The organism is Kribbella sp. NPDC058245 (genome assembly GCF_042882005.1).
Lineage (GTDB): Bacteria > Actinomycetota > Actinomycetes > Propionibacteriales > Kribbellaceae > Kribbella.
Genome location: NZ_JBHVWY010000006.1, coordinates 31,480 through 55,454, shown reverse-complemented (window position 1 = coordinate 55,454; position 23,975 = coordinate 31,480). Strand labels below are relative to the sequence as shown.

Below are 23,975 nucleotides of genomic sequence, written 5' to 3'. Positions count from 1 at the left end.
CGATCCTGACGGAATCTGTTGGTTTGTGGGCCTACATGTCTTGTCGGCGGGTGACGACGCGTGTAGCTTCCATCGCAGTGAGTGCCGCCCCACCCACAGATGGAGTCCCCTCATGCGCCGACGTCTGCTCGCGTCCCTGCTCGGTCTGGTCCTGTCCGCGACCCTCGTGCCGAGCGCGGCCCAGGCCGCCGTACAAGCCAAACCGGATATCGCGTCCACTCCACCGATGGGGTGGAACAGCTGGAACACCTTCGCCTGCAACATCAACGAGGGTTTGATCCGCGACACCGCCGACGCGATGGTGTCGTCCGGGATGGCGGCTGCCGGCTACAAGTACGTGAACATCGACGACTGCTGGATGGCGCCGCAGCGGGACGGGAGTGGGCGGCTGCAGGCCGACCCGGGCCGTTTCCCGAGCGGTATCAAGGCTGTCGCCGACTACGTGCACGCGCGGGGGCTGAAGCTCGGCATCTACTCGTCGGCGGGATCCCACACCTGCCAAGGGCTTCCGGCCAGCCTCGGGCACGAGACGGTGGACGCGCAGTCGTGGGCGAGCTGGGGAGTCGACCTGCTCAAGTACGACAACTGTGGTGAGCAGAACGGCATCCCGGCCACTACGCGCTACAAGACCATGGCTGACGCCCTGCAGGCCACCGGTCGCCCGATCCTCTACAGCATCTGCGAGTGGGGTCAGAACCAGCCATGGCTGTGGGCTGCCAACGCCGGCGGCCACATGTGGCGCACCACTGGCGACATCGCCAACAACTGGTCGAGTGTGATGTCCCTGCTGGACCAGCAGGTCGGACTGGAGCAGTACTCCGGCCCCAACGCGTGGAACGACCCCGACATGCTCGAGGTCGGCAACAGCGGTCTCACGTACGCCGAGAGCCGCGCCCACATGAGCCTCTGGTCGATCATGAACGCGCCTCTCGTTGCAGGCAACGACTTGCGCTCCATGCCCGCGTCGACTCGCGACCTGCTCACCGATCCCGACGTAGTCGCGGTCAATCAGGACTGGGCCGGCCGGCAGGGTGCCAAGCTCCGGGACGACGGTGACATCGAGGTGTGGTCGAAGAAGCTGTCCGACGGTGGTGCAGCGGTCGTCCTGCTCAACCGCTCACCGAACACTGCCACCATCAGTACGACGGCCTCTGCGCTCGGGTTGCCCGCGTCATCGGCGTACACGGTGAAAGACCTGTGGAGCAACGCCGTACGGGCGTCTGTGGGTAATGTGCGGGCACAGGTCGGTTCACACGACGCTGCGATGTTCCGCGTGACGCCGGGAGTTGCTGCGGACGTGGCGCCGATGGTTGTACCCGAGGCGGTTCCGGCGAAGGCTTACGTGTCGACTGCGGGACGGGTCGACGTACAGACGCAGTTGCACAACGACGGTCCGACAGCGGTGACCGGTGCGCAGATCTCCCTGACCGCACCGGCTGCCTGGACGGCGACTCCGGAAGGCTCGACGGAGCTGGGCACTGTCGGTGCTGGGCAGTCCGGGTCGGTCACCTGGCACCTTGCTGCGAACAACCCAGCGCTCGGTCCGGTCGCTCTGGCCACCAGTGCGAGCTGGACGTGGAACGGTAGTTCACAGAACGGCGCCGGAGCTGGCAGGTTCGTGGTGGCCAATCCACCGGCGCTCGGCCGTACGACGCTCTCCGACGGGACATGGGTCTACGCCGACAACGGCTGGGGACCTGTGGAGCGCAACATGAGTGTCGGTGAGCAGGCGGCCGGTGACGGCAAGCCGTTGACCGTTGCGGGGACTGTGTACCCGAAGGGCCTTGGTGTACACGCACCTGGTCGCGTCGGGTACTTCCTGGACGCGCAGTGCACCACGCTGACCACCAAGGCGGGTATCGACGATGAGGTGGGCGACAAGGGTGAGGTGCAGTTCGAGATCTGGGCTGACGGCACCCGGCTCACGCAGGCCACTGCAACTGGTGCTGGTGGAGCTGTCACGCTCAACGCCGACCTGACCGGCGTACAGGTCGTTGAGCTGGTCGTCGACCCGAAGGGCTCGCCTGACTTCGACCACGCCGACTGGCTGGCTCCTGAGCTCACCTGCGTCGGTACGCCGCCGCCCGCGGGCAAGTCCAAGCTCGGCGACCGGCCCTGGACCGCTATGACCAACGGCTGGGGACCGGTGGAGCGCAACCGCTCGAACGGCGAGCAGCCCGCCGGTGACGGTCAGCCGCTCACCGTGGCCGGCACCGTCTACCCCTCCGGACTGGGCGCACACGCCAACGGCTCGATCACTTTCTACCTGGGCAAGCGTTGCTCCACCCTGACTGTTGCCGTCGGCATCGATGACGAGGTCGCCGACCGCGGTCAGGTTCACTTCGAGGTCTGGGGCGACAGCACCCGGTTGGCCCAGGCCGACGCGACCGGTGCCGGCCCCGCCGTACCGCTCACTGCCAACCTCGCCAACGTCACCACGCTGGAGCTGCGCCTCGACTCGGCCGGCTCGGTCGACTACGACCACGCCGACTGGCTCAACCCCGAGGTCACCTGCAGCTGACAAATCATTGGCCGGGAGCCACGCCGTCGGGAACACTCGACGGCGTTGTCCGGCGGGTTCTGACCTGTAGGTCCGGACCAATTCACCTTTGTGAGAGGGTGAAGCAGTGGTGGTCATCCTGGTGGTGCTGGGCGCTGCGGTGTTGCACGCGACGTGGAACGCGATGGCGCATGGAGCGGTCGATCGGTCGGCCGGGGTGGCGTGGATGGCGTTGGCCACGGGGGTCATCGGGCTGGGGATCGTGCTCGTGCAGGGACTGCCGCCAGCGGGAACCTGGTGGTACATCGTCGGGTCCACGGTGCTGCACCTGGCGTACTTCGGTGGCTTGCTGACGTCGTACCAGCTGGGGCAGTTCAGCCAGATGTATCCGTTGGCCCGCGGTACGTCGCCCTGGGTGGTGGCTGTGGTCTCGGTCGTGGTTCTGCAGCAGACCCTGGCGCCGGCGGTGCTGGCGGGCGTGCTGCTGGTGTCGGCCGGGCTGATAGCGCTGGTGTTCATCGGGCGGCCCGGGCGGCGGCAGGTGCCGGCGTTGGCAGCGGCCACGGGAACCGGGGTGATGATCGCGGCGTACACGGTGGTCGACGGGCTGGCGGTGCACAAGATGCCGGTGCTGACCTACCTGGGGTGGGTCTTCATGCTGCAGGGGTTCGTGATGCCAGTGGCGGTCGTCGCTTGGCGAGGGACCGCTGTACTGCGGCTGCCGCGGGCTGCTGTGCTGTCCGGGCTGGGCGGCGGTGCCGTGTCGATGGTGGCCTACGGGCTGGTGTTGTGGGCACAGACCCGGGGCACCCTGGCTGAGGTCGCCGCGTTGCGGGAGACGAGCATCATCTTCGGCGCGCTCATCGGCGCCGTCTTCTTCGGCGAGCGCTTCGGCCCGCGCCGCGCGATCGCGGCCGCGGTCGTCGTCGCCGGCATCGTGCTGATCAGTCTCAACTAATTCGCTAACGTCCGAAAACACGCCGACCACGTACTGCGGATCTTCGGACGTTGAGTGAGTGGGGGTCCCGGGCGGGAGACCCCCACTCCGATCAGGGGTTACCAGCCGCGCTTGACCGCGTCCAGCGCGTCGACGAGGCCTTCACCGGCGAAGGCGTTGTTCGCCGTGGTGCCGGTGCAGCGGGCGTCGATGACGGCAGGGCAGGCGACGTCGTCGGCCTGCTTGCGCAGCGCGGACTCGATCTGCAGCGGGCCCCACCATGGGTGTGCCGACTTCATCAGTGCGGCGACGCCGGCGACGTGCGGCGAGGCCATCGACGTACCGCTCTTCGTGCCGTAGCCACCGCCGGGCAGGGTGGACAGGATCGTCCGGCCGGGCGCCGTCACGTCGATCTTGTTCAGGCCGAAGTTGGAGAAGGCGGCGCGGGTGCCGTCCTTCTGGAACGCGGCCACGGTGATCACGTGCGGGAGCTCGGTCGGCATGTTCAGGCAGTTGTTGTCGATCGTCCGGGTGACCGGCGTCGTGTCGTTCGGGCTGCCGGTGTCGGTCGTCTTGTTGGCCAGGTCGTAGTTCGAGTTGCCGGCTGCTGCGACCGCGAGTACGCCGCTGTCGGTCGCGTACGCCACGGCCCGCCGTACTGCTTCCTGGACCGCGCCCTGGTCGGCACCGTCCTTGCACCAGTACTCGTACGGGTCGATGAAGTAGCTGTGGTTGGTGACGTCCATGTGCCGCTCAGCCGACCAGATGAAGCCGCAGATCGCGTACTCCGGGTAGATGAAGCCGCTGTCGTTCACCACCTTGACCGAGGCGATCCGCACGCCCGGCGCGACGCCGACGATGCCGACACCGTTGCGGGCAGCGGCGACCGTGCCGGCCACGTGCGTGCCGTGGTCGCTGGTGGTCGGGCGCCAGGCGCCGACAGTCCGGTCCGGTACGCCGTTGGTGGTGCAGTTCACCGAGTCCTTGGCGTCGAAGTTCGGCGCGAGGTCAGGGTGGGCGTCGTCCACACCGCTGTCGTTGATGCCGACCAGGACCTTGCGGGAGCCATCCGTGATCGCGTGGGCCTGGTCCGCCTTGATCTGGGTCAGGTCCCACTGCTCGCTCTCACGGGGGTCAGGGACCGGAGTCGCCGCCGTCTCGAGCTCGGACGCCGCACCGGCCGGGGCCGCGGCGGAGGTCGCGGTCGTGCCGTCGGTGACGGCCGCCGTACGGGTGGCGCCGACGGACTGGACCTCTCGGCCGTCGCGGCCCGACTTCAGCGCGGTCTTGAAGTCGGGGTTGGTCGACTGGGCGACGACGACGCCGATCTGCCCGTAGGAGACCAGGACGGTGCCACCGGCGGCCTTGACAGCGTTCTCGACCTTCCGGACATGGCCCGGGGAGGCCTTGGTGTTCACCACGTAGTTCATCAGCGGGCCAGGCTCGGCAGCAGCAGCCGTCGGGGCCGGTACGGCGCTCGCGGCGGTAGCTGCACCGAGTGTGGTCAGCACGAGGGCGGTGGCGGCCAGGCCGGCGGACAGCCGGCGGGGTCGGGACAAACGGGTCACGCTGCCTCCAGATGGCGGGGCCTGGAGCGGACGGGTCCAGGCGCAATCACTGGTGACTCTAAATCCGATCACCGGCAAGTGGTCTGGTTTGTCCACAAGACAGGGGAAACCCTGCGTTTGTCACTACCGATCGTGCGACGGTTCACGCTCAGTTACCCACATCATGTGGATCACCCTGTGGATAACTCGTGGAGAAGTTGGGGACGAGCGGTGGATTGCCTGTGGGTGTAGGATAGATACATCAGAGATACCGACCGTATGTTTCAGTGCACAGCTAGTCGTTGGGTGAGGTAGTTGCAGTTCGAACTGGGGGAAGAAACCGCCGAGATCGCTCGGGTGGTCGTCGAGTCAGCGCCGGGTGTGGAGAAGATCCCTGCCGCTGAGCGCGTGTACGCCTATGTGAAGGCAGCGATCCTGGACCGGGTCTACCCCGGTGGGGAGCTGCTGACGGAGGGCGAGCTGGCCACTGCGGTCGGCGTATCGCGCACTCCGGTCCGGGAGGCGTTGCTGCGGCTGGAGGAGTCCGGCCTGGTCAAGCTGTACCCGAAGAAGGGCGCGCTGGTGCTGCCGGTGCTGCCGCAGGAGATCAACGACGTGCTCGAGGCACGCGAGCTGATCGAGACGCACGCGGCCGCCAAGGTCTGGCCGCGCCGCAAGCAGCTGATCGAGAGTCTGTCGGCGCGCGTCGACGAGATGCGCGCGCACCGCAAGGCCGGGGACGCGAAGAGCTTCCTGGAGGCCGACCGGGCCTTCCACGAGGCGATTGTCGGTGCCGCAGGCAACGAAATTCTCGCCAAGCTCTACAACAGCCTGCGGGACCGCCAGGTGCGGATGGGTGTGCCCGGTATCGAGGTGCAGCCGGCCCGGATGGACAAGTCGATCATCGCGCACCAGGAGATGATCCTGGCGCTCGGCGGGAACAGCGCCAAGCGTTTCCGTGAGCTCGTTGTCGCCCACATCGATTCCGCCGCGGCGGATCTGCGGGGGATTCGGTGACCGAACTCCTCTTCCCCCTGGGCGGACGGCGCGCCTGGGCGGTGTGGGCCACTGCTGTCTTCACCTACCTGGTGACCGTGCTGCACCGCGGCTCGATGAGTGTGGCGGGGCTGCAGGCGGCAGAACGCTTCCACATTTCCGCATCCGCGCTGGCCAGCTTCACCGTCGTACAGCTGACTGTCTACGCCGCCATGCAGGTGCCGGTCGGCGTACTGCTCGATCGGTACGGCTCAAAGCGGCTGCTGATCGTTGCGTCCGGACTGCTGTTCGTGGCGCAGTCCGCGTTCAGCATGGTCGACTCGTACCCGGCGGCGCTCGCTGCGCGCGCCGTACTGGGTGTGGGTGACGCACTGGTCTTCATCAGCGTGCTGCGCGTCGTCATGGCCTGGTTCCCCGCGCTCCGGCAGCCACAGATGTCGCAGGTGACCGGGATGCTCGGCGGTATCGGTGCGATCGTCTCGACCGCTCCGATGGCCGCTGCCTTCCACGCCTTCGGCTGGACCCCGACGTTCGCCGGCGCCAGTGTCCTCAGCCTGGTCGCGGGCGTCGCCGTACTGCTGCTGATGAAGAACACCCCGTACGACGAGCCGCTGCGGCGGCCCAAGCAGTCGGTCACCGAGGTGCGCAAGAACCTCCGCCGGGCCTGGAACGAGCCGGGTACCCGGCTGGGCCTGTGGACGCACTTCACCACCAGCTTCTCCGGCAGCACGTTCGGCCTGCTCTGGGGCTACCCGTTCCTCGTGCAGGGACAGGGCGTCGCGCCCGGGACCGCAGCGGCGATGCTGATCCTCCCTGTGCTCGCGGGGCTCTGCTACGGACCGCTGGTCGGCCGGTACGCCGCTAAGTTCCCGTTCTACCGGTCCTGGATCGTGCTGGCGGTTGTCGCGGGCTCGGTGCTGATGTGGACCGTCGTCCTGCTCTGGCCGGGTCAGGCCCCGATGCCGGTACTCCTGCTGCTGATCGTCGTACAGGCGGCTGGTGGACCCGGGTCGATGCTCGGATTGGACTACGCACGGACCTTTAACCCGAGCAACCGCTTCGGGGCGGCCAACGGAATGGTGAACACCGGCGGCTTCATCGCCACGCTGATCTGCATCGGCATGGTCGGGATCCTGCTGGACGCCTCGTCCGGTGGCGCTCCGCAGACGATCGGTGACTTCAAGTACGCGCTGGCCTTCCAGTACGTGCTGTGGGCGATCGGCATCCGGCAGATCCTCAAGTACCGCCGCCGGGCGCGTGGTCACCTGGCCCGCTACAACCCGGAGGCCTACCAGGCGCTGCTCGCCAACAAGGTCGTCCCCATCCAGGGCTGACACCAGTCAGGGCTGACACCCAGTCAGGGCTGACACCAGCTGTCGCGGGCCTGCCAGAGCGATGCCAGGCCCGTGACAGCGACCAGGCGCAAGGTAATCCCAGTGAGAAGCAACACCACTGGGAGGAATCGATGACTGCATCGAACCAGGTCGCCATCGAGGCGGTCGGCTTGGTCAAGAAGTACGGAAACACGACTGCGCTGGCCGGGGTCGACCTGACCGTCCCGACCGGGACGGTGCTGGGGGTGCTCGGGCCGAACGGCGCGGGCAAGACGACGGCGGTCCGGATCCTCGGCACGCTGCTGCGTCCCGACGCCGGCCACGCGACGGTCGGCGGGTACGACGTCGTCCGCGACGCCGCCAAGGTGCGCGGGATCATCGGGCTGACCGGGCAGTACGCGTCGGTCGACGAAGACATGTCGGGCCGCCGCAACCTGGTCATGATCGGCCGGCTGCTCGGGATGTCGCGGGCCGATTCCCGGAACCGCGCCGAGAAACTGCTCGAGCGGTTCGAGCTGACCGACGCCGGTGAGCGGATCGCGAAGACCTACTCCGGCGGCATGCGGCGCCGGCTCGACCTGGCCGCGAGCCTGGTCGGCAACCCCCGCATCCTGTACCTCGACGAGCCCACCACGGGTCTGGACCCGCACGCCCGCAACGGCGTCTGGGAGACGATCCGCGATCTCGTCCTGGACGGGACCACGGTGCTGCTCACCACGCAGTACCTGGAGGAGGCCGACGCATTGGCCGACTCGCTGATGGTGTTCGACAAGGGCCGCGTGGTCGCGTCCGGCCGTCCTGCCGAGCTGAAGGCGCAAGCCGGTAAGCAGACGCTCGACGTCCGTCCGGCCGAGCCCGCCCACCTGGAACGCGTCGCCGCGATCGTCGCCGAAGCAGTCGGCGTCCGGCCGAGCGTCGACGTCGTGAACGCACTGGTCAGCGCACCGGTCACCGACGGTACGTCGATGCCGGTCGTCGTCCGCCGGCTCGACGAAGCCGGTATCGCCGTCACTGAACTCGCACTCCGGCTGCCCAGCCTGGACGAGGTCTTCCTCGCCCTGACCGGTCATGCCGCCGAAGAACGCCCGGCCGACATCCTGGAAGGAGCAAGCCGATGACCACGGCAACTATCGAGAACGTATCGACGTACAAGTCCCGGCCCTTCGCCTGGGTGCAGCAGAGCCTGACCCTTGCCTGGCGCAACATCGTCCGGATCCGGCAGAACCCCGAGGCCCTGGCCGACGTGACGTTCCAGCCGATCATCTTCCTGACGCTGTTCCTGTTCGTCTTCGGTGGCGCGATGAACCAGGGCCAGGGCTGGCAGGGCTATCTGCCCTGGCTGCTCCCCGGCCTGCTCGTCCAGACCGTCGTCTTCTCCACCATGGGGACCGGTGTCGGCCTGAACGACGACTTCGCCAAAGGCGTCTTCGACCGCTTCCGCAGTCTCCCGATCGCCCGCATCTCCCCGCTGATCGGCGCCGTCCTCGGCGACGCCGTCCGCTACATGCTCTCGATCGTGATCCTGATGGCCACCGGCTTCGCCCTCGGCTTCCGCTTCGACAACGGTGTCGGCTACGGCCTGCTGGGACTCGTGATGGTCCTCGGCTTCGCCCTGTCCATGTGCTGGATCTGGGTCTGGCTGGGCCTCACCATGAAGACCGCCCAAGGCGTCCAGGGCATCGCCTTCCTGGTGATGTTCCCGCTCACCTTCGGCAGCAACATCTTCGCCCCCACCAGCACCATGCCCGCCTTCCTCCAGACGTTCGCGAAGTACACCCCGATCTCCTACCTCGTGGACCTGGAACGCGCCCTGATGGGCGGCGGCGCCATCCAAAAACCACTCCTGGTCACCCTCGCCTGGATGGTAGGCCTGGTAGCGATCTTCGCCCCGCTGGCCATCCGCGCCTACCGCCGCCGCACCTGACCGAACGCACCTGATGGGTTCACCCACGAGCTTGTGGGTTCCCCACCCGCATGCGGGTCCAAAGCCCACCATCTGATGGGGTAACCCATCAGATGGTTTCGGGGTTTCGGTGGCGTCTCGGGGCATGCCCCGAGCGGACAGGAACTCTTTGTCCACAAAGGGATTCCGGTGGTCCGGCTCCGTCGAATTCCTGGTTAGGCTTGACCGATGCGGATCAACGTTTACATCGACGGGTTCAACTTGTACTACGGCTCTCTCAAGGGCCGACCGTACAAATGGCTGAACCTCGAGCGGATGTGTGCGTTGCTGCTCCCTCACTCAATCCGCAGCCGGTGGCGAGCCAGCGACTGATGACCTGCCGACCGACGTTCGCGAAGCAGATTCGGGCGGGTGTGCTGGGCGCGAGCCAGTTCCCGGATCGGGTCGTCGGGGACTCCGGAGCCGTCATCCGGAAACCGGAGGGCTGGTAAAAGCAGAAGCCCCACCGGAGTGGGGCCTCGCACCCAGCCACCGAAGCAACTGGGGGAATGATCAGAGCCTAGCCGACCCCGTTCCGGCAGGCAACCTGCCGGGGTCAGAGCTCCGCGAAGGCGAGGGGTTCGCGGGTGCAGAGGTATGTTGCCCAGTGCAACTTAACGGGGGTTCCGGTGGCGTCTCGGGTGATGGTGAGGAGTTCGCCGGTCTCGCGCCCGGAGACGGTGCGGTAGGTGTCGTCGGCGACCTTTTCGAAGACGGCGGGGGCTTGCCAGTCGGCGGCGGCGGGGGACTTGCCGTGCAGGACGCCTTCCTTCACGGTGAAGGTGAAGGGGGAGCCTTCGGTGAACCAGGTGCCGAGTACGCCGGTGAGTTCGGCGGGGACCGGGGTGCCGGGGAGCCAGGGGTCGACGGGGAGCGGGTCGGTGTCGAGGACCTTGTTGATCAGGCTGATGGCGAGGGCCGAGGGGGCCGGGGCCGAGGTGGAGCTCTGCAGGCAGATGCCGGCGGTGCCGGAGGCGCGGTGGACGAAGGTCGAGGTGATGTGGCCGGGCATGCCGCCGTCGTGACCGACGTACAGCTCGTTGTCCTGGCGGAAGAGCATGAAGCCGAGGCCGAAGGCGAGTTGCCAGCGGGCGGTGTCGGCCATGATCTGGACCTGGCACATCTCTTCGAGGGTGTCTGCCGACAGCACCTCGGAGACCGGGTTCGCGATGAACATGGCCCACTTGGCGAGGTCCTCCGCCGTACTGGCGAGACCACCGCAGGCGGCCATCGCCTTGAGGTCGAGCAGCGGTTCCTGCACCGGTACGTCGGTGAAGGGCGGCACGTAATAACCGGTCGCAGCCGGACCACCGTCCATGCCGACCGTCGTACGGCGCATCTCCAGCGGATCGAGGATCCGGGCCTTGATGGCGTCGTACCAGGGCTTGCCGTCGAGGCGGGCGACGACCTCGCCGAGTAGTGAGTAGACCAGGTTCGAGTAGTGGAACCGGTGGTGCGGCTTGCCGATGCGGTCGGCCTCGTTCCAGCCGGCGACCAGTTCGTCACGGTCGGGGAACTTCATCAGGTCCCAGACGTCGCCCACGGGCTCGCGCTGCATGCCGCTCGCGTGGCTGAGCATCTGCCGGATGGTGACGCCACCGTGCTTGCTCTCCGGTACGTGCGTCTCCAGCGGGTCGTCGAGGCCGAGCTTGCCTTCGTCGCGCAGCGCCAGGATGGCGACCGCGGTCAGCGTCTTGCTCTGCGAGGCGATCAGGAACTGGGAATCCGCGGTCGGCGGCACTCCCGGAGTCGCCAGATCGGCGGAGCCGGCACCGTGCGACCAGGCCAGCGACCCGGCGCGGGCGACGGCGCCCACCACTGAGGGGACGCGGCCCTTGGCCTGGCGTTCGGCGACGAGTTGGGTGAGGGCGGTCTGCGTCTGCGCAGCGAGTTCGGTCACGACAGTCGACAATAAGCGAGCGAGATGACAAAAGGCAGAGTGCACGGACCGCGTCATGTGCGAGGCTGGTGTGGTGCGCATAGCGGTGCTCGGTCCTCTCGCGATGTGGGCGGCAGACGGGACTCCGCTCGACGTCCGCGGAGTTCGCCTGCGCGGGCTGCTGGCCAGGCTCGCGCTGAGCGCGGGGAAGCCGGTCAGCGTCGAGACCCTGGTCGACGGTTTGTGGGGGACCGGAGCACCCAGCGCCAACGCGCTGCAGTCGCTCGTCTCCCGGTTGCGCTCGAGCCTTCCGGCGACCGAGTCGAGCATCTCGATCCAGTCCGGCCCGGCCGGCTACACGCTGACCATCGGCCCGGACTGCGTCGACGCCCAGCAGTTCGAAGACCTGGTACGACGCGGTCGCGCGCGGCTGAGCTCCGAACCGGAGCAAGCCCACGCGCTGCTCTCCCAGGCCGACAAGCTCTGGCGCGGTGAAGCCCTCGCCGATCTGCGGGACCTCCCGTTCGTCGCGATCGAAGCGGACCGGCTGACCGAGCTCCGGCTCGGCGCGGCCGAGGACCTCGCCGAAGCCGCGGTCGCCTGCGGTCGCGCCCGCGACCTGATCACCGAGCTCGAGCGCCTCGCCGCCACGCATCCCCTCCGCGAGCGTCTGCACGAACTCCTCATCAGAGCCCTGTACGCCGATGGCCGCCAAGCCGAGGCACTGTCGGCCTACGAGCGAGTCCGTACGACGCTCGCCGACGAACTGGGCGCGGACCCGGGCGCGCGCCTTCGTGAGCTCCATGTCGCAGTCCTGCGTGGCGATGCGGTCGACCCGGTCGCGGCCGCCACCCCGGCGCCGATGCCGGCCGAGCCGCGGAGCAACCTGCGCGCGCCGATGACGAGTTTCGTCGGCCGTCGTGAAGACGTCGCCGAGCTGAGTCGCCTGCTGAGCAACGGCACGCGCCTGGTCACGATGGTCGGACCTGGTGGAGCAGGCAAGACTCGATTGGCCACCGAGACCGGTCGGACGCTGGTGGAGCAGAGCGGTGACGGCATCTGGTTCGTCGAGCTCGCGCCACTCGGCGACGCGGCCGACGTGGCCCCCGCCGTACTGTCGGCTCTTGGTGCGAGTGAGTACGTCGACGTCGTGCCGGCGTCGAGTCTCGTGCCCAAGCAGCTGCGGGCGAGCCGGGCCGCGACTGACCGGCTCGTCGAGGTGATCGCGGACCGCCGGATCCTGCTGGTGCTCGACAACTGCGAGCACCTGGTTCAGGAGGTTGCCGGGCTGGTCGACTCCCTGCTCGCGGCCTGTCCGCGACTGCGCGTGCTGACGACGAGCCGCGAGCCGCTCAGCATTCCGGGTGAACACCTGCATCCTGTTGGACCATTGGGGTTGCCACCCATCGATGCCTCCGGTGATGAGTTCGCCGCGATCCAGCTCTTCGTCGACCGGGCCCGCGCCGTCCGCCCGGACTTCGCGTTGACCGACGGGAACCGCATCGCAGTCGCCGAGATCTGCCGTCGGCTGGACGGGATGCCACTGGCGATCGAGCTCGCCGCAGCCAGGCTGCGGGCGATGACTCCGGAGCTGATCGTCGATCGGCTCGCGGACCGATTCCGCCTGCTGACCAGTGGTTCACGGACTGCACTGCCCAGGCATCAGACCCTGCGGGCCGTCGTCGAGTGGAGCTGGGATCTGCTCGACAACGACGAGCAGGCGGTCGCTCGCCGGCTCTCGCTGTTCTCCGGTGGCGCGACGCTGGGAGCGGCTGAGCGGGTGTGCAGTGACGACAACCTCCCGGCGGAGGCGGTGCTCGGCGTACTGGCTTCTCTTGTCGACAAATCGCTCGTCGAGGCCGTCTCCGGTGAGCGGTCGGTGCGTTACCGGATGCTGGAGACGGTTCGCGCGTACGGCGCCGAGCAGCTCACGGCGGCCGGTGAGCGCGATCGGTTCCGGCAGGCGCACACCGAGTACTTCCGTCGGTTGCTGCGCCAGGCCGCGCCCAATCTCCGGACCCGGGCGCAGGTCGAATGGATCGCGAGGCTGAAGGCGGACCACGACAACCTGACCGATGCCCTGCGCAGTTCGATCGACTCGGGCTCGGCGCGGAACTCGGTGCAGATGGTCTCCGTGCTCGCCGAGCTCTGGAACATGAGCGGTCGCCCGTCCGAGGCGGTCGGCTGGATGCGCGCAGCGCTCGCCGTACCGGGACCGAGCGTGCCGGTCGAGCGGGCGATCACCTTGATGATGCTTGCCTTCGGCACCATGTCCGCCGAGGAAGACCAAGCGGCGATGATTCCCAAGGCGCTGCGGGCGCTCGCCCAGGTCCGGCTGCTGTCGCGGCAGCACCAGATCGTCCGCGACTCGGCCGTCGGGCGGTTCGTCAACGCGATGTGGGCAGCGCTCCGGCGCGACACGGCGACGTCGTTCCGCGAGCTCGAGGCCGCGCGTGACCACCCGGAACCGTGGACCCGGCACATGGCCGCATTGCTGCTCGCGATGTTCCGCGACAACGAGGGCGAACCAGTCCAGATGGACGCTGATCTGGGGGTCGCTCTCGAAGGCTTCCGGGAGATCGGCGATCGCTGGGGCACGTCGATGGCGCTGCGCGGATTGGCGAGCCTGCAGGCCGCCCGCGGTGAGCATCGGGCCGCGCTGGACTCACTCGACGAGTCGATGCAGTTGTTCGCCGAGCTCGGCACCACCGAAGGCATCGGGCAGTTGCTCGGTGCGGCCTCGATCAGCAAGCTCGAGCTCGGTGACATCGACGGCGCCCGGGCGACACAGCAGCAGGCGCTGCGGATCGCCGAGGAGAACGGCTCCCGCGAGGGCGAGGCGATGTCACTGTTCGGCTTCTCGCGGATCGAGTTGCGGGCCGGCCGGCTGGACGAGGCGAAGGCACTGATCGATCGCGCCGACACAATGATGGGTGACCGCTGGGACCAGACGGCCCCGCACGGCAGGGCGATGTTGCTGGCGCAGTCCGGCCGGATCGCGCTGCGTCGTGGCGAGCTGGAGTCGGCGCGCGACCTGAACCGCCGGGCGGTCGAGGTCGCGCTGGGCAGCTCGGACATGCCGATCACCGCAACGATCGTCGACACCGCCGCCGAGATCGACCTCGCGTACGGCGAGGCGGAGGCCGGCGCGCGGACTCTCGGTCTGGCGGCCGCGCTGCGCGGGATGCGGAGCCTGCCGGACGCCGACGTCCGCGCCGCCACCGAACAGCTGCGGGAGCTGCTGGGTGACGACGGATTCGAGACGGCGTACGGCGCGGCCGCGGCGATGACGCGGGACGACGCCCTCGCCGAACTGCGTAAGCGGTTCAGCTCGTCATGAGCTGAATCGCCAGGTCCCGCAGGGATTTCTGCACCTTCTGCTCCGGCGGTCGCGGGTCGGCGAGCATCCAGTCGTAGACGACCGCGTTCACCGCCCCGAAGAAACTCAGACCGACGAACCGGAAGTCCCGGCGTTCGATCTCGCCCTTGGCCGCCGCACTGTCCCCGACGTCACGCACACTCGCGATCAGCAGGTCCCGGAACGCGATCCGTTGCTCCTCGACGGCCGGGCTGGTCCCGACCACCTCGACGAACGAGATCCGCGCCCGGCGCAGATCGGCCATGATGGTTTTCAGGTAGCTGTCGACCGCCGCGGTGATCCGCTCCCGGACCGGCCGGCCGTCGGTCGCCCGGATCGCGTCCCCGGTGTTCCGCACGGTCAGCTCGATCACCTGCGCATGCACCGCGAGCAGCACGGCTTCCTTGTTCTGAAACTCGTGGTAGAAGTGCCGAGTGGACACTTTCGCCTGTGTACACAGGCGTTCCACCGATGTCGCCGGGTACCCTTCGGTCCCGAACAACTCCAATGCCGCGGCCAGCAATCGCTCCCGGCGCGCAGCCTTCCACTCCTCGACCGATCGCCCGGAATAACGGCGTACGGAGGGTTCCCTCATTGCACCTCTTGTCGGCTACCCCGTGCCAGATCCCGGACATCCTATCCACCCCTTGGCGGCACCGGTACCGGTACCGGTCGTCGCGCCGAAGCACGCCACGACGACCGGCCCGCTGGTTGGAAACCAGTCAGCTCATCGACTCGTAGCCGACCCCGCCGTCGAGCAGTTCGCGGACGATGTCGAGGTGCCCGAGATGCCGGGCTGTCTCCTCGATCAGATGGCACAGGACATACCGCACGGACGCCTGTCCGCTGTCCCGTACGACGGCCTTTTCGAGGTCGCCGAGCTCCATTGCGGCAACGACCGCGTTCGAGCGCGCGTTCTCGGCCTCGTACTCGTCGAGCAGTTGCGCGAGCGGTACGTCGTCCACCAGCATCTCGGCGTCAGGATGCCCATCCGGTGTCCACGGGGTCTGCCCCGTGTCGGGAACGCCGCCGAGGTTCTGCTGGAACCAGCTGTACTCCACCCAGCGCAGATGCGCGACCAGAGCGGCAACGTTGGTGAGGGGCGAGGTCGGCAGCACCACGCGATGGGCGTCGACTTCGCTCAGTCCTTCGCACTTCACGCGGATGAGCGAACGCAGGTGGTCGAGCCAGCCAACGAGCTGTTCGCGCTCGTCGCCGGCGAGTGGCGGCCTCATGCGGCCTGCTTGCTGAAGTTCATTCGAAAGCTCCTGTGAACGGGGAGCCACCCGACCTCAGCCGCGGGTGCGGTGGTCGGACAGCACGATGGGGCCTTGCAACACCGTGCTCACCTCCCTCCGCGTAGAGCTGCACGCTACAACGGAGCCGTGCTCAGGCGCCAAGGTTTATCGGGGGCGGACCTGCGCCACTCACCAAGTGCCTCCGCTGGCCGATTCGCAGTCCGAGCTGCTGGTCTGACGGCGGACCGCCATCACCGTCTAACAGCGCGGGACCCGCGTCGTTCACGCTCAGCACGCCGTGCCGGACGGCTCCGGAACGCACTTGGACGGTGATGCAGGTCCGCCCTCAGCGGTTGTCCTTGATGCGTTTCGCCTTGCCCAGCGAGCGTTCCAGGGCGTGCGGGTCGACGATCTCGACCTTGGCGGTGACGCCGACGCGGTCCTTGATGCGGCGGGACAGCTTGGCGGCCGCGGTGGCGCGGTCGGTGAGGTCGGGGGCTGCTTCGACCTGGACGGTGAGTTCGTCCATCCGGCCGGGGCGGGTGAGAACGCAGAGGTAGTGCGGGGTGAGGCCCTCGACCAGGAGGATCTGTTCCTCGATCTGGGTGGGGAAGACGTTCACGCCGCGGACGATCATCATGTCGTCGGTACGGCCGGTGATCTTCTCCATCCGGCGCAGGCTCGGTCGCGCCGTACCGGGGAGCAGTTTGGTCAGGTCGCGGGTGCGGTAGCGAAGGACCGGGAAGGCCTGCTTGGTCAGTGAGGTGAAGACCAGCTCGCCTTCGGAGCCGTCGGGCAGGACCTCGCCGGTGACCGGGTCGATGATCTCCGGGTAGAAGTGGTCCTCCCAGATGTGCAGGCCGTCCTTGGACTCGACGCACTCCTGCGCGACGCCCGGGCCCATCACCTCGGACAGGCCGTAGATGTCCACGGCGTGCATGCCGGTGCGCTGCTCGACCTCGGTGCGCATCTGCTCGGTCCACGGCTCGGCGCCGAAGATGCCGATCCGCAGCTGGGTGTCGCGCGGGTCCATGCCACGCCGTTCCATCTCGTCGATGATCGACAGGAAGTACGACGGCGTCACCATGATGATCCGGGCGCCGAAGTCGCGGATCAGATCGACCTGGCGCTCGGTCATGCCACCGGAGATCGGTACGACGGTGCACCCGAGCCGCTCGGCTCCGTAGTGCGCGCCGAGGCCGCCGGTGAACAGGCCGTAGCCGTAGGAGACGTGGCAGACGTCGCCCGCACGCCCGCCGGCCGCCCGGATCGAGCGCGCCATCAGGTCGGCCCAGGTGTCGATGTCCTGCTTGGTGTACCCGACCACGGTCGGGCGACCCGTCGTACCGGACGAGGCGTGCACGCGCGACACCTCGGACTGCGGTACGGCGAACATCCCGAACGGATAGTTGTCCCGCAGATCCTTCTTGGCCGTGAACGGCAACCGGCTCAGATCGGACAGCTCCTGCAGATCACCGGGCTTGAACCCGATCTCGTCCAGGGCGTTCCGATAGTGCGGGACGTTCTCGTACGTCGTCCTGACCGTTGCCTGCAGCAATGACAACTGGCGGGACCGGAGCTCGTCGACGGACAGCCGCTCACCGGCGTCCAGCAGCTCCTCGGGACACGCATCACCGAGCATCTGTATTCCTCCGCGCTTAAGGACGGGCCAGCAGGGTCGCGATGCCCTGTCCGACGCCGATACACATGGTGGCCAGCGCATACCCGGCATCGCGGTGGCGAAGCTCCAGGGCGGCGGTGAGGGCGAGACGGGCACCGGACATCCCCAGGGGGTGACCCAGGGCGATGGCGCCGCCGTTCGGATTGACGTGCTCGGCATCGTCGGGGAGACCGAGGTCGCGCAGGACTGCCAAGGACTGTGAGGCGAAGGCCTCGTTCAGCTCGATCGCGCCGATGTCTTCCAGCGAGACACCAGTGCGGGCGAGAAGCTTGCGGGTGGCGGGCGCGGGCCCGATCCCCATGATCCGCGGCGGTACGCCGGCGGTCGCCGTACCGACGATTCGGGCCAGTGGTGTGACCCAGAGCCGCTCAACCATCGCGCCGCTCATCACGAGCAGAGCGGCGGCGCCGTCGTTCACGCCGGACGCGTTGCCGGCGGTGACAGTGCCAGGAGTGCGGAACGGCGTCTTGAGCCCGGCCAGTGCTTCGAGCGTGGTCTCGCGCGGGTGCTCGTCGGTGTCGACGACGGTCACTGCGCCGCGCTTGCCCGGGACCTCGACCGGCACGATCTCCTCGGCCAGCCGGCCGTTCGCCTGGGCCTTGGCCGCGCGCTGCTGACTGTGCAGCGCGAACAGATCCTGGTCCTCGCGGGAGATGTTGTAGTCGGCGGCAACGTTCTCCGCGGTCTCCGGCATCGAGTCGATCCCGTACTGCTTCTGCAGCAGCGGGTTCACGAACCGCCAGCCGATGGTGGTGTCGAAGACCTCGGCCTGCCGGGAGAACGCTGTCGTTGCCTTAGGCATCACAAAGGGTGCCCGCGACATCGACTCGACGCCACCCGCGATCAGTACGTCGTTGTCCCCGGCAATGATCGACCGGGCGGCATAGGCGAGGGCGTCCAGACCGGAGCCGCAGAGCCGGTTGATCGTCGTCCCGGGAACGTCGACCGGGAGACCGGAGAGCAGGACCGCCATCCGGGCGACGTTGCGGTTGTCCTCGCCGGCCTGGTTGGCGCAGCCGAGGATGACGTCGTCGATCAGGGCCGGGTCGAGCGTGGAGTGCCGGGCGATGAGTGCGCGGATCGCGTGCGCGGCCAGGTCATCCGGGCGGACGGTCGCGAGCGCGCCGCCGTACCGGCCGATCGGGGTCCGGACGCCGTCGACCAGGAATGCCTCACTCGTCATACATCCTCCGCAGGAATGATCGTGCCAGACAGCTGACGGCTGCGGCCGCGGAACTCGGCGATCACGTCGTCGCCACGGCGGACCGTTACGTCGTAGATCGCGTTCCGGCCGAAGGTGGTGCGCTCGGCCGCCTCGGCGACGAGCAGGTCGCCCCGGTGGGCGGGTGCGACGAAGACGATGTCACAGGCCTGCGCGACGGTGACCTGGTTACGGGAGTTGCAGGCGAAGGCGAACGCCGAGTCGGCCAGGCTGAAGACGAAGCCGCCGTGGGCCATCCCGTGGCCATTCGTCATGTCGTCGCGAACCGTCATCTCGACCGACGCCGTACCGTCCCCGACCGCGACCAGGCGCATGCCCAGCCCGGCGCTGGCGGTGTCCTCCGCCCACATCGCCGCGGCCACACGGTTCGCCAGGTCGTCGCCCATGTCTGATTGCCCCTTCAGGAAGGAGTTTGTTACACCCTAGCCCCGATTACGACATTGACTGTAACATCATCGTCATGACCTCGGACCTGCTCGCAGCCCACCGTGACCGTCTCGACGCCGCCCTGACCGCGATCCACAGTCGCGGCTACCACTCCGCCTTCCCGGAGTCCCCCAGTCCGCGGGTGTACGGCGAGACGGCGGCCGCCGACGGCCAGGCCGCGTTCGAGGCCCACCTCGGTACGACGTACGCCGTGGAGACCCCCGGAGCCCGCGGCACCGTGGTGACCGAGGAGTCGCCGTTCGGCATCAAGCTGGACGTGTCCTACCCGCGGACCGTCGAGGCGGGTCTGGACGAGCTGCTCGAGGCGTCGCGGAAGGGTCTGACCGACTGGCGGAACGCCGGGGTAGACGGCCGGACCGGCGTCGTACTGGAGATCCTGGACCGGCTGCACAAGCGGGTGTTCGAGCTCGCCAACGCCGTCCAGCACACCAGCGGCCAGGCGTTCGTGATGGCCTTCCAGGCCGGTGGCGCGCACGCGCTGGACCGCGCGCTGGAGGCCGTCGCCTACGCGCACGAGGAGATGAGCCGTTACCCGGCCGACGCACTCTGGGAGAAGCCGGCCAAGGGCGACCCGATCCGGATGCAGAAGACCTTCACCGTCACCGGCCGCGGCGTCGCGCTGGTGATCGGCTGCAACACCTTCCCGACCTGGAACTCCTGGCCCGGCCTGTTCGCCTCGCTCGTCACCGGCAACGCGGTCGTCGTGAAGCCGCACCCGCTGGCCGTGCTGCCGCTGGCGATCACCGTCGAGGTCTGCCGCGAGGTGCTCGGCGAGGCCGGCTTCGACCCGAACCTGGTCACCCTGGCCGTCGAGAAGGCCGGCGACGGCCTGGCCAAGCCGCTGGCCACTCGCCCCGAGGTGAAGCTGATCGACTTCACCGGCGGCACCGAGTTCGGCGACTGGCTCGAGCAGAACGCGATCCAGGCCTCGGTCTTCACCGAGAAGGCCGGCGTGAACGCGGTCATCATCGACTCCACCGACGCCTTCAAGGCCCTGACCGGGAACCTCGCCTTCACGCTCGCGCTGTACTCCGGCCAGATGTGCACCACCACCCAGAACATCTTCATCCCGGCCGGCGGCATCGAGACCGACGAGGGGCACAAGTCGTTCGAGGAGGTCGGGGCCGGGATCGGCGCCGCGATGAGCAAGCTGCTCGGGGACGACGCCCGCGCGGTCGAGATCCTCGGCGGCATCGTGAACCAGGCCGTGATCAGCCGCCTCGACCTGGCCGGCGAGTACGGCGACGTCGTACTGGAGTCGCGGGAGATCAAGCACCCGGCCTTCCCGGAGGCCAAGATCCGGACGCCGCTGCTGGTCGCGCTCGACGCCAAGGACACCGATGTGTACGGGCGGGAGTGCTTCGGCCCGGTCTCGTTCCTGATCAAGACGGCGGACACCGCGGAGTCGATCGCGCTGTTCCAGCAGACCGTCACCGAGGGTGGCGCGATGACCGCGGGCATCTACTCGACCGATGCCGCCGTCCTCGACCAGGCCCGCGAGGCCGCGCTCGACGCGGGCGTCGCGTTGTCGGAGAACCTGACCGGACCCGTTTTCGTGAACCAGTCGGCTGCGTTCAGTGACTTTCACGGCACTGGAGCCAACCCGGCGGCGAATTCGACCTATACCGACGGCGCATACGTTGCGAGTCGCTTCCGCGTCATTCAATCTAGGCGTCATGCCTGACGCTTTCAGTGCCCAGACCCTGCACGAAGCTCTTGCCTACTATCACCGCTGGCTGGCGTTCAATCAGCGCTACCAGCGGGTGCCGGGGGTGCAAGCTGCGGTCTACGCCGACGACGGGGTTGCCTTCTCGGCGGCGTACGGGTTCGCGGACCTCGAGAACGCCGTACCGCTGACCGAGGAACACCTTTTCCGGATCGCCTCGCACTCGAAGACCTTCACCGCGACGGCGATCTTCCAGCTGGTCGAAGAGGGGCGCGTGCGGCTCGACGACACGGCCGCCCAGCATGTGACCGAGCTGGTCGGTACGCCGCTCGGTGAGCGCACGGTCCGCGAGCTGCTCGCGCACGCCGGTGGGGTGACGCGCGACAGCGCCGACGCCGACTGGTGGCAGCTGTGGACCCTCTTCCCGGATCGCGCGCAACTGCTCGCCGTACTGCGGGACTCCGGCTCCGCGGTGCTCCCGGAGAACGACCGCTTCAAGTATTCGAACATCGGCTACGGCCTGCTCGGGCTCATCATCGAGGCGGCGACCGGTACGTCGTACAACGCGTTCGTGCAGACCGGGATCGTCGACAAGCTCGGCCTGACCGGGCTGGGGCCTGAGCTCGATCCGAACCGGCTCGGTGAGTACGCCGGTGGCTACAGCGCTCTCTCGTACGCCGATGTGCGGGTGCCGATCGATCACGTGGACACCCGGGCGCTGGCCGCCGCGACGGGATTCTTCGGGAACGCCCGGGATCTGGTCACGTACTTCTCCGCGCATTTCCCTGGCGACGAGCGGCTGCTGTCCGACCGCTCGAAGCGCGAGATGCAGCATCCGCTCTGGAAGACGGGTGAGGCGGACGGGCCGCGGTACGGGCTCGGCCTGCAGGTCGCGAAGATCGGCGACCGGGAGTACTTCGGCCACTCCGGCGGATATCCGGGCCACATCACCAAGACCTTCACCGACGGCGACCGCCGGTTGGCGATCTCGGTCCTGACGAACGCCATCGACGGCCCGGCCACCCAGCTCGCCGAGGCGGGCCTCAAGCTGATCGACCTCGCCGCCTCGAAGGAGCGCGGTGACGCGACCGGGCTCAGCCGCTTCGTCGGCCGCTACGCGGATCTGTGGGGCATCACGGACTTCGCCGTCCTCGGCGGCCGGCTCTACGCGATCGACCCGACCAACGGGGACCCGGCCGCCGACCCGCAGCCGCTCGAGGTCGACGGCGACACCCTCCGGGTCACCGGCGGAACCGGCTACGGCTCGTACGGCGAGTCCTACGTCTTCACCTTCGGCCCCGACGGCACTGTCGAGTCGATCCGTGGGTCCAGCGGGTTGTCGATGCAGCCCGTCGAGAAGTTCGCGCTGCCCGACCGGGTGACAGTCGCTCAGTAGGTCTTGCAGCTGGCCAACCGGCGGCGAGTACGGTCGGACCATGACGATCCACGGCGACCATCCGTTCCTGCCGCCGGAGTCCGACCGGAGCCCGGTCCGCCGGTTGCGCGGCAGGTTGCCGTCGCCGGTCGGCCTGTGGACCACCGCGTACGACGGTAAGCGGGCCGGGCTGACGGTGTCGTCAATGCTCGTCGCCGACGGCGATCCCGGGTACGTGATCGGCCTGCTCGACCCGGACTCGGATCTGTGCGAGATGTTGCTCAAGGCAAGGACTGCAGTGGTGTCGTTGCTCGGTGAGCCGCATCGTCAACTCGCCGACGCCTTCGGGTACGTCGCTCCGGCGCCGGGCGGGCCGTTCCGGATGATCGACTGGACCGAGACCGAGTGGGGCCCGGCCCCGGTCGGTGTCAGCGCGTGGGCCGGCTGCACGCTCGTCGATCCCGACCCGCCCGAGGTCGGCTGGGCGCTCCAGGTCCAGCTGGAGATCGTCCACGTGGAACTCGCCGCCGATGAGATCCCGGTCATCGTCCACCGTCGCGGCCGCTACATCGTCGTCTGACCCTCGCGACCGCCGCTCCGGGACTGAGCCGCGGTCGCGAGGGCGTCAGCGTGGGCCCGGAGAATCCGGTGGTGCACGGCGCAGTCGTCGAGATGTTCCTGTGAGCAGTCGAGCGTGTGTCGCAGGGCCTTCTGGGCCTGCTCGACCTGCCGAGCACGTTCATCGAGCTCGCCGAGCTTCGCCAGCGCCTTCGCCCGCCAGTCCGGCGCGGTTCGACCGGTCGGGCCGACCAGCGCCGCGATCTCGGCCAGGGTGAAGCCGCCGAGTTTGAGCAGGTCGATCAAGGCCACCTGTTCGACCGCTCGCGCGGCGTACATCCGTTTCCCGCCCGAGCGCCCGGTGGATCCCAGGAGCCCCTTGCGCTCGTAGAAACGCAGCGCCGAGGACGGCAGGCCGGTGCGCGCCTGCAGTTCGGAAATCGATAGTTCGCTCATTGACTTGAACCATAGTTCACCGTGAATCCTGGTCGCGCCCGAACACAGGAGGAGCTGGAGTGACAACAAATACAAGGCGCGTGGCCGTGGTGACCGGAGCCGGACGGGGGATCGGACTGGCAGTCACCCGGGCTCTGATCGCGGACGGGTACCAGGTGGTTGCCGGCAGCCGAACGATCACTGCTGCGTTGCGTGACGCGACGTCCGATGCGCTGACGGTCGACCTGGCAACCCCCGAGGGAGCGGGCGTGCTGATCCGGCACGCGATCGACCGGCACGGGCAGATCGACCTGCTCGTCAACAACGTCGCCGGAACTTCCGCACCTGCGGGTGGCTTCCTCGAACTCGACGACAACGCGTGGCAGCACACGGTGAATCTGACCCTGATGGCTGCCGTCCGCGCGATCCGGGCGGCACTGCCGAGCCTCCTGAGCAGTGCGGGGGCCATCGTCAACATCAGTTCGGTCAACGCGAGACTGGCCCAGCCGAGACTGGTTGCTCAGTCGGCCGCCAAAGCGGCGTTGACGAATCTCGGCAAGGCCTTGGCCGAGGAGTTCGCGGGTCGCGGTCTGCGGGTGAACACGATCTCTCCCGGACCCGTGTGGACGGACGTGTGGCGAGCTCCGGGCGGACCCCGCGATGTCCTGGCCCGGCGGGCCGGCGCCGACCCCGAGGACTTCACCGAGCGGCTGCCGGCGGCCGTCGGCGTACCGACCGGCCGGTTCGCCGAGCCTGCGGAGATCGCGGCGCTGGTGGTGTTCCTCGCTTCCGGCCAGGTGCCCAACATGAGCGGCGCGGACCTGGTGATCGACGGCGGGATGCTGAAAGCGATCTGACCG

20 protein-coding genes are annotated in these 23,975 nt (G+C 68.3%); 12 read left to right on the top strand and 8 right to left on the bottom strand.

The features are described 5' to 3' along the window. Positions 1-112: 112 nt before the first annotated feature. Positions 113-2,521 carry an NPCBM/NEW2 domain-containing protein gene (locus tag ACFVWG_RS15240; protein ID WP_391543893.1) on the top strand — a complete coding sequence of 803 codons (2,409 nt, stop codon included), beginning with the start codon at positions 113-115 and terminating at the stop codon, positions 2,519-2,521. 106 nt (positions 2,522-2,627) lie between these two features. Further along, positions 2,628-3,458: an EamA family transporter gene (locus ACFVWG_RS15235; protein ID WP_391543892.1), complete on the top strand. Its 831-nt coding sequence runs from the start codon at positions 2,628-2,630 to the stop codon at positions 3,456-3,458. Positions 3,459-3,556: 98 nt separating this feature from the next. Here the strand turns inward: ACFVWG_RS15235 and ACFVWG_RS15230 are convergent, their stop codons facing one another. Next, positions 3,557-5,005 (bottom strand): S8 family serine peptidase, encoded by a 1,449-nt coding sequence (locus ACFVWG_RS15230; protein ID WP_391543891.1) that lies wholly within the window; start codon positions 5,003-5,005, stop codon positions 3,557-3,559. 294 nt (positions 5,006-5,299) lie between these two features. Here ACFVWG_RS15230 and ACFVWG_RS15225 point away from each other — a divergent pair, with 294 nt between their 5' ends. From ACFVWG_RS15225 to ACFVWG_RS15205, 5 genes are all read left to right on the top strand, one after another. Beyond that, positions 5,300-6,001: a GntR family transcriptional regulator gene (locus ACFVWG_RS15225; protein ID WP_391543890.1), complete on the top strand. Its 702-nt coding sequence runs from the start codon at positions 5,300-5,302 to the stop codon at positions 5,999-6,001. After that, complete coding sequence (locus ACFVWG_RS15220) at positions 5,998-7,314, top strand: nitrate/nitrite transporter (RefSeq protein WP_391543889.1); 1,317 nt, start codon at positions 5,998-6,000, stop codon at positions 7,312-7,314. The genes ACFVWG_RS15225 and ACFVWG_RS15220 overlap by 4 nt, the downstream gene beginning before the upstream one ends. Positions 7,315-7,445: 131 nt before the next feature. Then, positions 7,446-8,432, top strand: a complete 987-nt coding sequence (locus ACFVWG_RS15215) for an ATP-binding cassette domain-containing protein (RefSeq protein ID WP_391543888.1) — start codon at positions 7,446-7,448, stop codon at positions 8,430-8,432. Continuing rightward, complete coding sequence (locus ACFVWG_RS15210) at positions 8,429-9,238, top strand: ABC transporter permease (protein WP_391543887.1); 810 nt, start codon at positions 8,429-8,431, stop codon at positions 9,236-9,238. Before ACFVWG_RS15215 ends, ACFVWG_RS15210 begins: the two co-directional genes overlap by 4 nt. 207 nt (positions 9,239-9,445) lie before the next feature. Next, the gene (locus ACFVWG_RS15205) at positions 9,446-9,589 is read left to right on the top strand and encodes a hypothetical protein (protein ID WP_391543886.1); all 144 of its coding nucleotides are present in this window, start codon (positions 9,446-9,448) and stop codon (positions 9,587-9,589) included. Between the two features lie 223 nt (positions 9,590-9,812). Here the strand turns inward: ACFVWG_RS15205 and ACFVWG_RS15200 are convergent, their stop codons facing one another. After that, on the bottom strand, positions 9,813-11,156 hold the full coding sequence (locus ACFVWG_RS15200) for a serine hydrolase domain-containing protein (RefSeq protein ID WP_391543885.1): 1,344 nt from the start codon (positions 11,154-11,156) through the stop codon (positions 9,813-9,815). A 55-nt stretch (positions 11,157-11,211) separates the two neighbouring features. Between ACFVWG_RS15200 and ACFVWG_RS15195 the strand changes: the two genes are divergently transcribed. Continuing rightward, complete coding sequence (locus ACFVWG_RS15195; protein WP_391543884.1) at positions 11,212-14,475, top strand: BTAD domain-containing putative transcriptional regulator; 3,264 nt, start codon at positions 11,212-11,214, stop codon at positions 14,473-14,475. On the opposite strand, the gene ACFVWG_RS15190 is transcribed toward ACFVWG_RS15195, so the two are convergent. The 5 genes from ACFVWG_RS15190 to paaI form a co-directional block, all read right to left on the bottom strand. Beyond that, positions 14,462-15,088: a TetR/AcrR family transcriptional regulator gene (locus tag ACFVWG_RS15190; RefSeq protein ID WP_391543882.1), complete on the bottom strand. Its 627-nt coding sequence runs from the start codon at positions 15,086-15,088 to the stop codon at positions 14,462-14,464. The two genes, ACFVWG_RS15195 and ACFVWG_RS15190, sit on opposite strands and share 14 nt — an antisense overlap. Positions 15,089-15,215: 127 nt before the next feature. Next, the gene (locus ACFVWG_RS15185; RefSeq protein ID WP_391543881.1) at positions 15,216-15,728 is read right to left on the bottom strand and encodes a DinB family protein; all 513 of its coding nucleotides are present in this window, start codon (positions 15,726-15,728) and stop codon (positions 15,216-15,218) included. 349 nt (positions 15,729-16,077) lie between these two features. After that, positions 16,078-17,373 carry a phenylacetate--CoA ligase PaaK gene (paaK, locus tag ACFVWG_RS15180; RefSeq protein WP_391543880.1) on the bottom strand — a complete coding sequence of 432 codons (1,296 nt, stop codon included), beginning with the start codon at positions 17,371-17,373 and terminating at the stop codon, positions 16,078-16,080. 16 nt (positions 17,374-17,389) lie between these two features. After that, positions 17,390-18,595: a 3-oxoadipyl-CoA thiolase gene (gene pcaF, locus ACFVWG_RS15175; protein WP_391543878.1), complete on the bottom strand. Its 1,206-nt coding sequence runs from the start codon at positions 18,593-18,595 to the stop codon at positions 17,390-17,392. Beyond that, entirely contained in the window at positions 18,592-19,020 is a 429-nt protein-coding gene (gene paaI, locus ACFVWG_RS15170; RefSeq protein ID WP_391543877.1) for a hydroxyphenylacetyl-CoA thioesterase PaaI, read from the bottom strand. Before paaI ends, pcaF begins: the two co-directional genes overlap by 4 nt. Before the next feature lie 74 nt (positions 19,021-19,094). On the opposite strand from paaI, the gene paaN reads away from it, so the two are divergent. From paaN to ACFVWG_RS15155, 3 genes are read left to right on the top strand one after another with little or no spacing between them, the layout of a single operon-like run. After that, positions 19,095-20,765 (top strand): phenylacetic acid degradation protein PaaN, encoded by a 1,671-nt coding sequence (gene paaN / locus ACFVWG_RS15165; protein ID WP_391543876.1) that lies wholly within the window; start codon positions 19,095-19,097, stop codon positions 20,763-20,765. Further along, on the top strand, positions 20,758-22,143 hold the full coding sequence (locus ACFVWG_RS15160) for a serine hydrolase domain-containing protein (protein ID WP_391543875.1): 1,386 nt from the start codon (positions 20,758-20,760) through the stop codon (positions 22,141-22,143). Before paaN ends, ACFVWG_RS15160 begins: the two co-directional genes overlap by 8 nt. Before the next feature lie 40 nt (positions 22,144-22,183). Continuing rightward, positions 22,184-22,702 carry a flavin reductase family protein gene (locus tag ACFVWG_RS15155; RefSeq protein WP_391543873.1) on the top strand — a complete coding sequence of 173 codons (519 nt, stop codon included), beginning with the start codon at positions 22,184-22,186 and terminating at the stop codon, positions 22,700-22,702. Here ACFVWG_RS15155 and ACFVWG_RS15150 read toward each other — a convergent pair. Further along, on the bottom strand, positions 22,687-23,136 hold the full coding sequence (locus ACFVWG_RS15150; protein WP_391543872.1) for a MerR family transcriptional regulator: 450 nt from the start codon (positions 23,134-23,136) through the stop codon (positions 22,687-22,689). The genes ACFVWG_RS15155 and ACFVWG_RS15150 overlap by 16 nt on opposite strands. Before the next feature lie 59 nt (positions 23,137-23,195). Here ACFVWG_RS15150 and ACFVWG_RS15145 point away from each other — a divergent pair, with 59 nt between their 5' ends. Next, positions 23,196-23,972 (top strand): SDR family NAD(P)-dependent oxidoreductase, encoded by a 777-nt coding sequence (locus ACFVWG_RS15145; protein ID WP_391543870.1) that lies wholly within the window; start codon positions 23,196-23,198, stop codon positions 23,970-23,972. The last annotated feature ends 3 nt before the right edge of the window (positions 23,973-23,975 follow it).

Coding starts and splice junctions, on each gene's coding strand:
- ACFVWG_RS15240 (WP_391543893.1), top strand. CDS start 113: ATGCGCCGACGTCTGCTCGCGTCCCTGCTCGGTCTGGTCCTGTCCGCG.
- ACFVWG_RS15215 (WP_391543888.1), top strand. CDS start 7,446: ATGACTGCATCGAACCAGGTCGCCATCGAGGCGGTCGGCTTGGTCAAG.
- ACFVWG_RS15210 (WP_391543887.1), top strand. CDS start 8,429: ATGACCACGGCAACTATCGAGAACGTATCGACGTACAAGTCCCGGCCC.
- ACFVWG_RS15205 (WP_391543886.1), top strand. CDS start 9,446: ATGCGGATCAACGTTTACATCGACGGGTTCAACTTGTACTACGGCTCT.
- ACFVWG_RS15195 (WP_391543884.1), top strand. CDS start 11,212: ATGTGCGAGGCTGGTGTGGTGCGCATAGCGGTGCTCGGTCCTCTCGCG.
- ACFVWG_RS15190 (WP_391543882.1), bottom strand. CDS start 15,088: ATGAGGGAACCCTCCGTACGCCGTTATTCCGGGCGATCGGTCGAGGAG.
- ACFVWG_RS15185 (WP_391543881.1), bottom strand. CDS start 15,728: ATGAGGCCGCCACTCGCCGGCGACGAGCGCGAACAGCTCGTTGGCTGG.
- paaK (WP_391543880.1), bottom strand. CDS start 17,373: ATGCTCGGTGATGCGTGTCCCGAGGAGCTGCTGGACGCCGGTGAGCGG.
- pcaF (WP_391543878.1), bottom strand. CDS start 18,595: ATGACGAGTGAGGCATTCCTGGTCGACGGCGTCCGGACCCCGATCGGC.
- paaI (WP_391543877.1), bottom strand. CDS start 19,020: ATGGGCGACGACCTGGCGAACCGTGTGGCCGCGGCGATGTGGGCGGAG.
- paaN (WP_391543876.1), top strand. CDS start 19,095: ATGACCTCGGACCTGCTCGCAGCCCACCGTGACCGTCTCGACGCCGCC.
- ACFVWG_RS15160 (WP_391543875.1), top strand. CDS start 20,758: ATGCCTGACGCTTTCAGTGCCCAGACCCTGCACGAAGCTCTTGCCTAC.
- ACFVWG_RS15155 (WP_391543873.1), top strand. CDS start 22,184: ATGACGATCCACGGCGACCATCCGTTCCTGCCGCCGGAGTCCGACCGG.
- ACFVWG_RS15150 (WP_391543872.1), bottom strand. CDS start 23,136: ATGAGCGAACTATCGATTTCCGAACTGCAGGCGCGCACCGGCCTGCCG.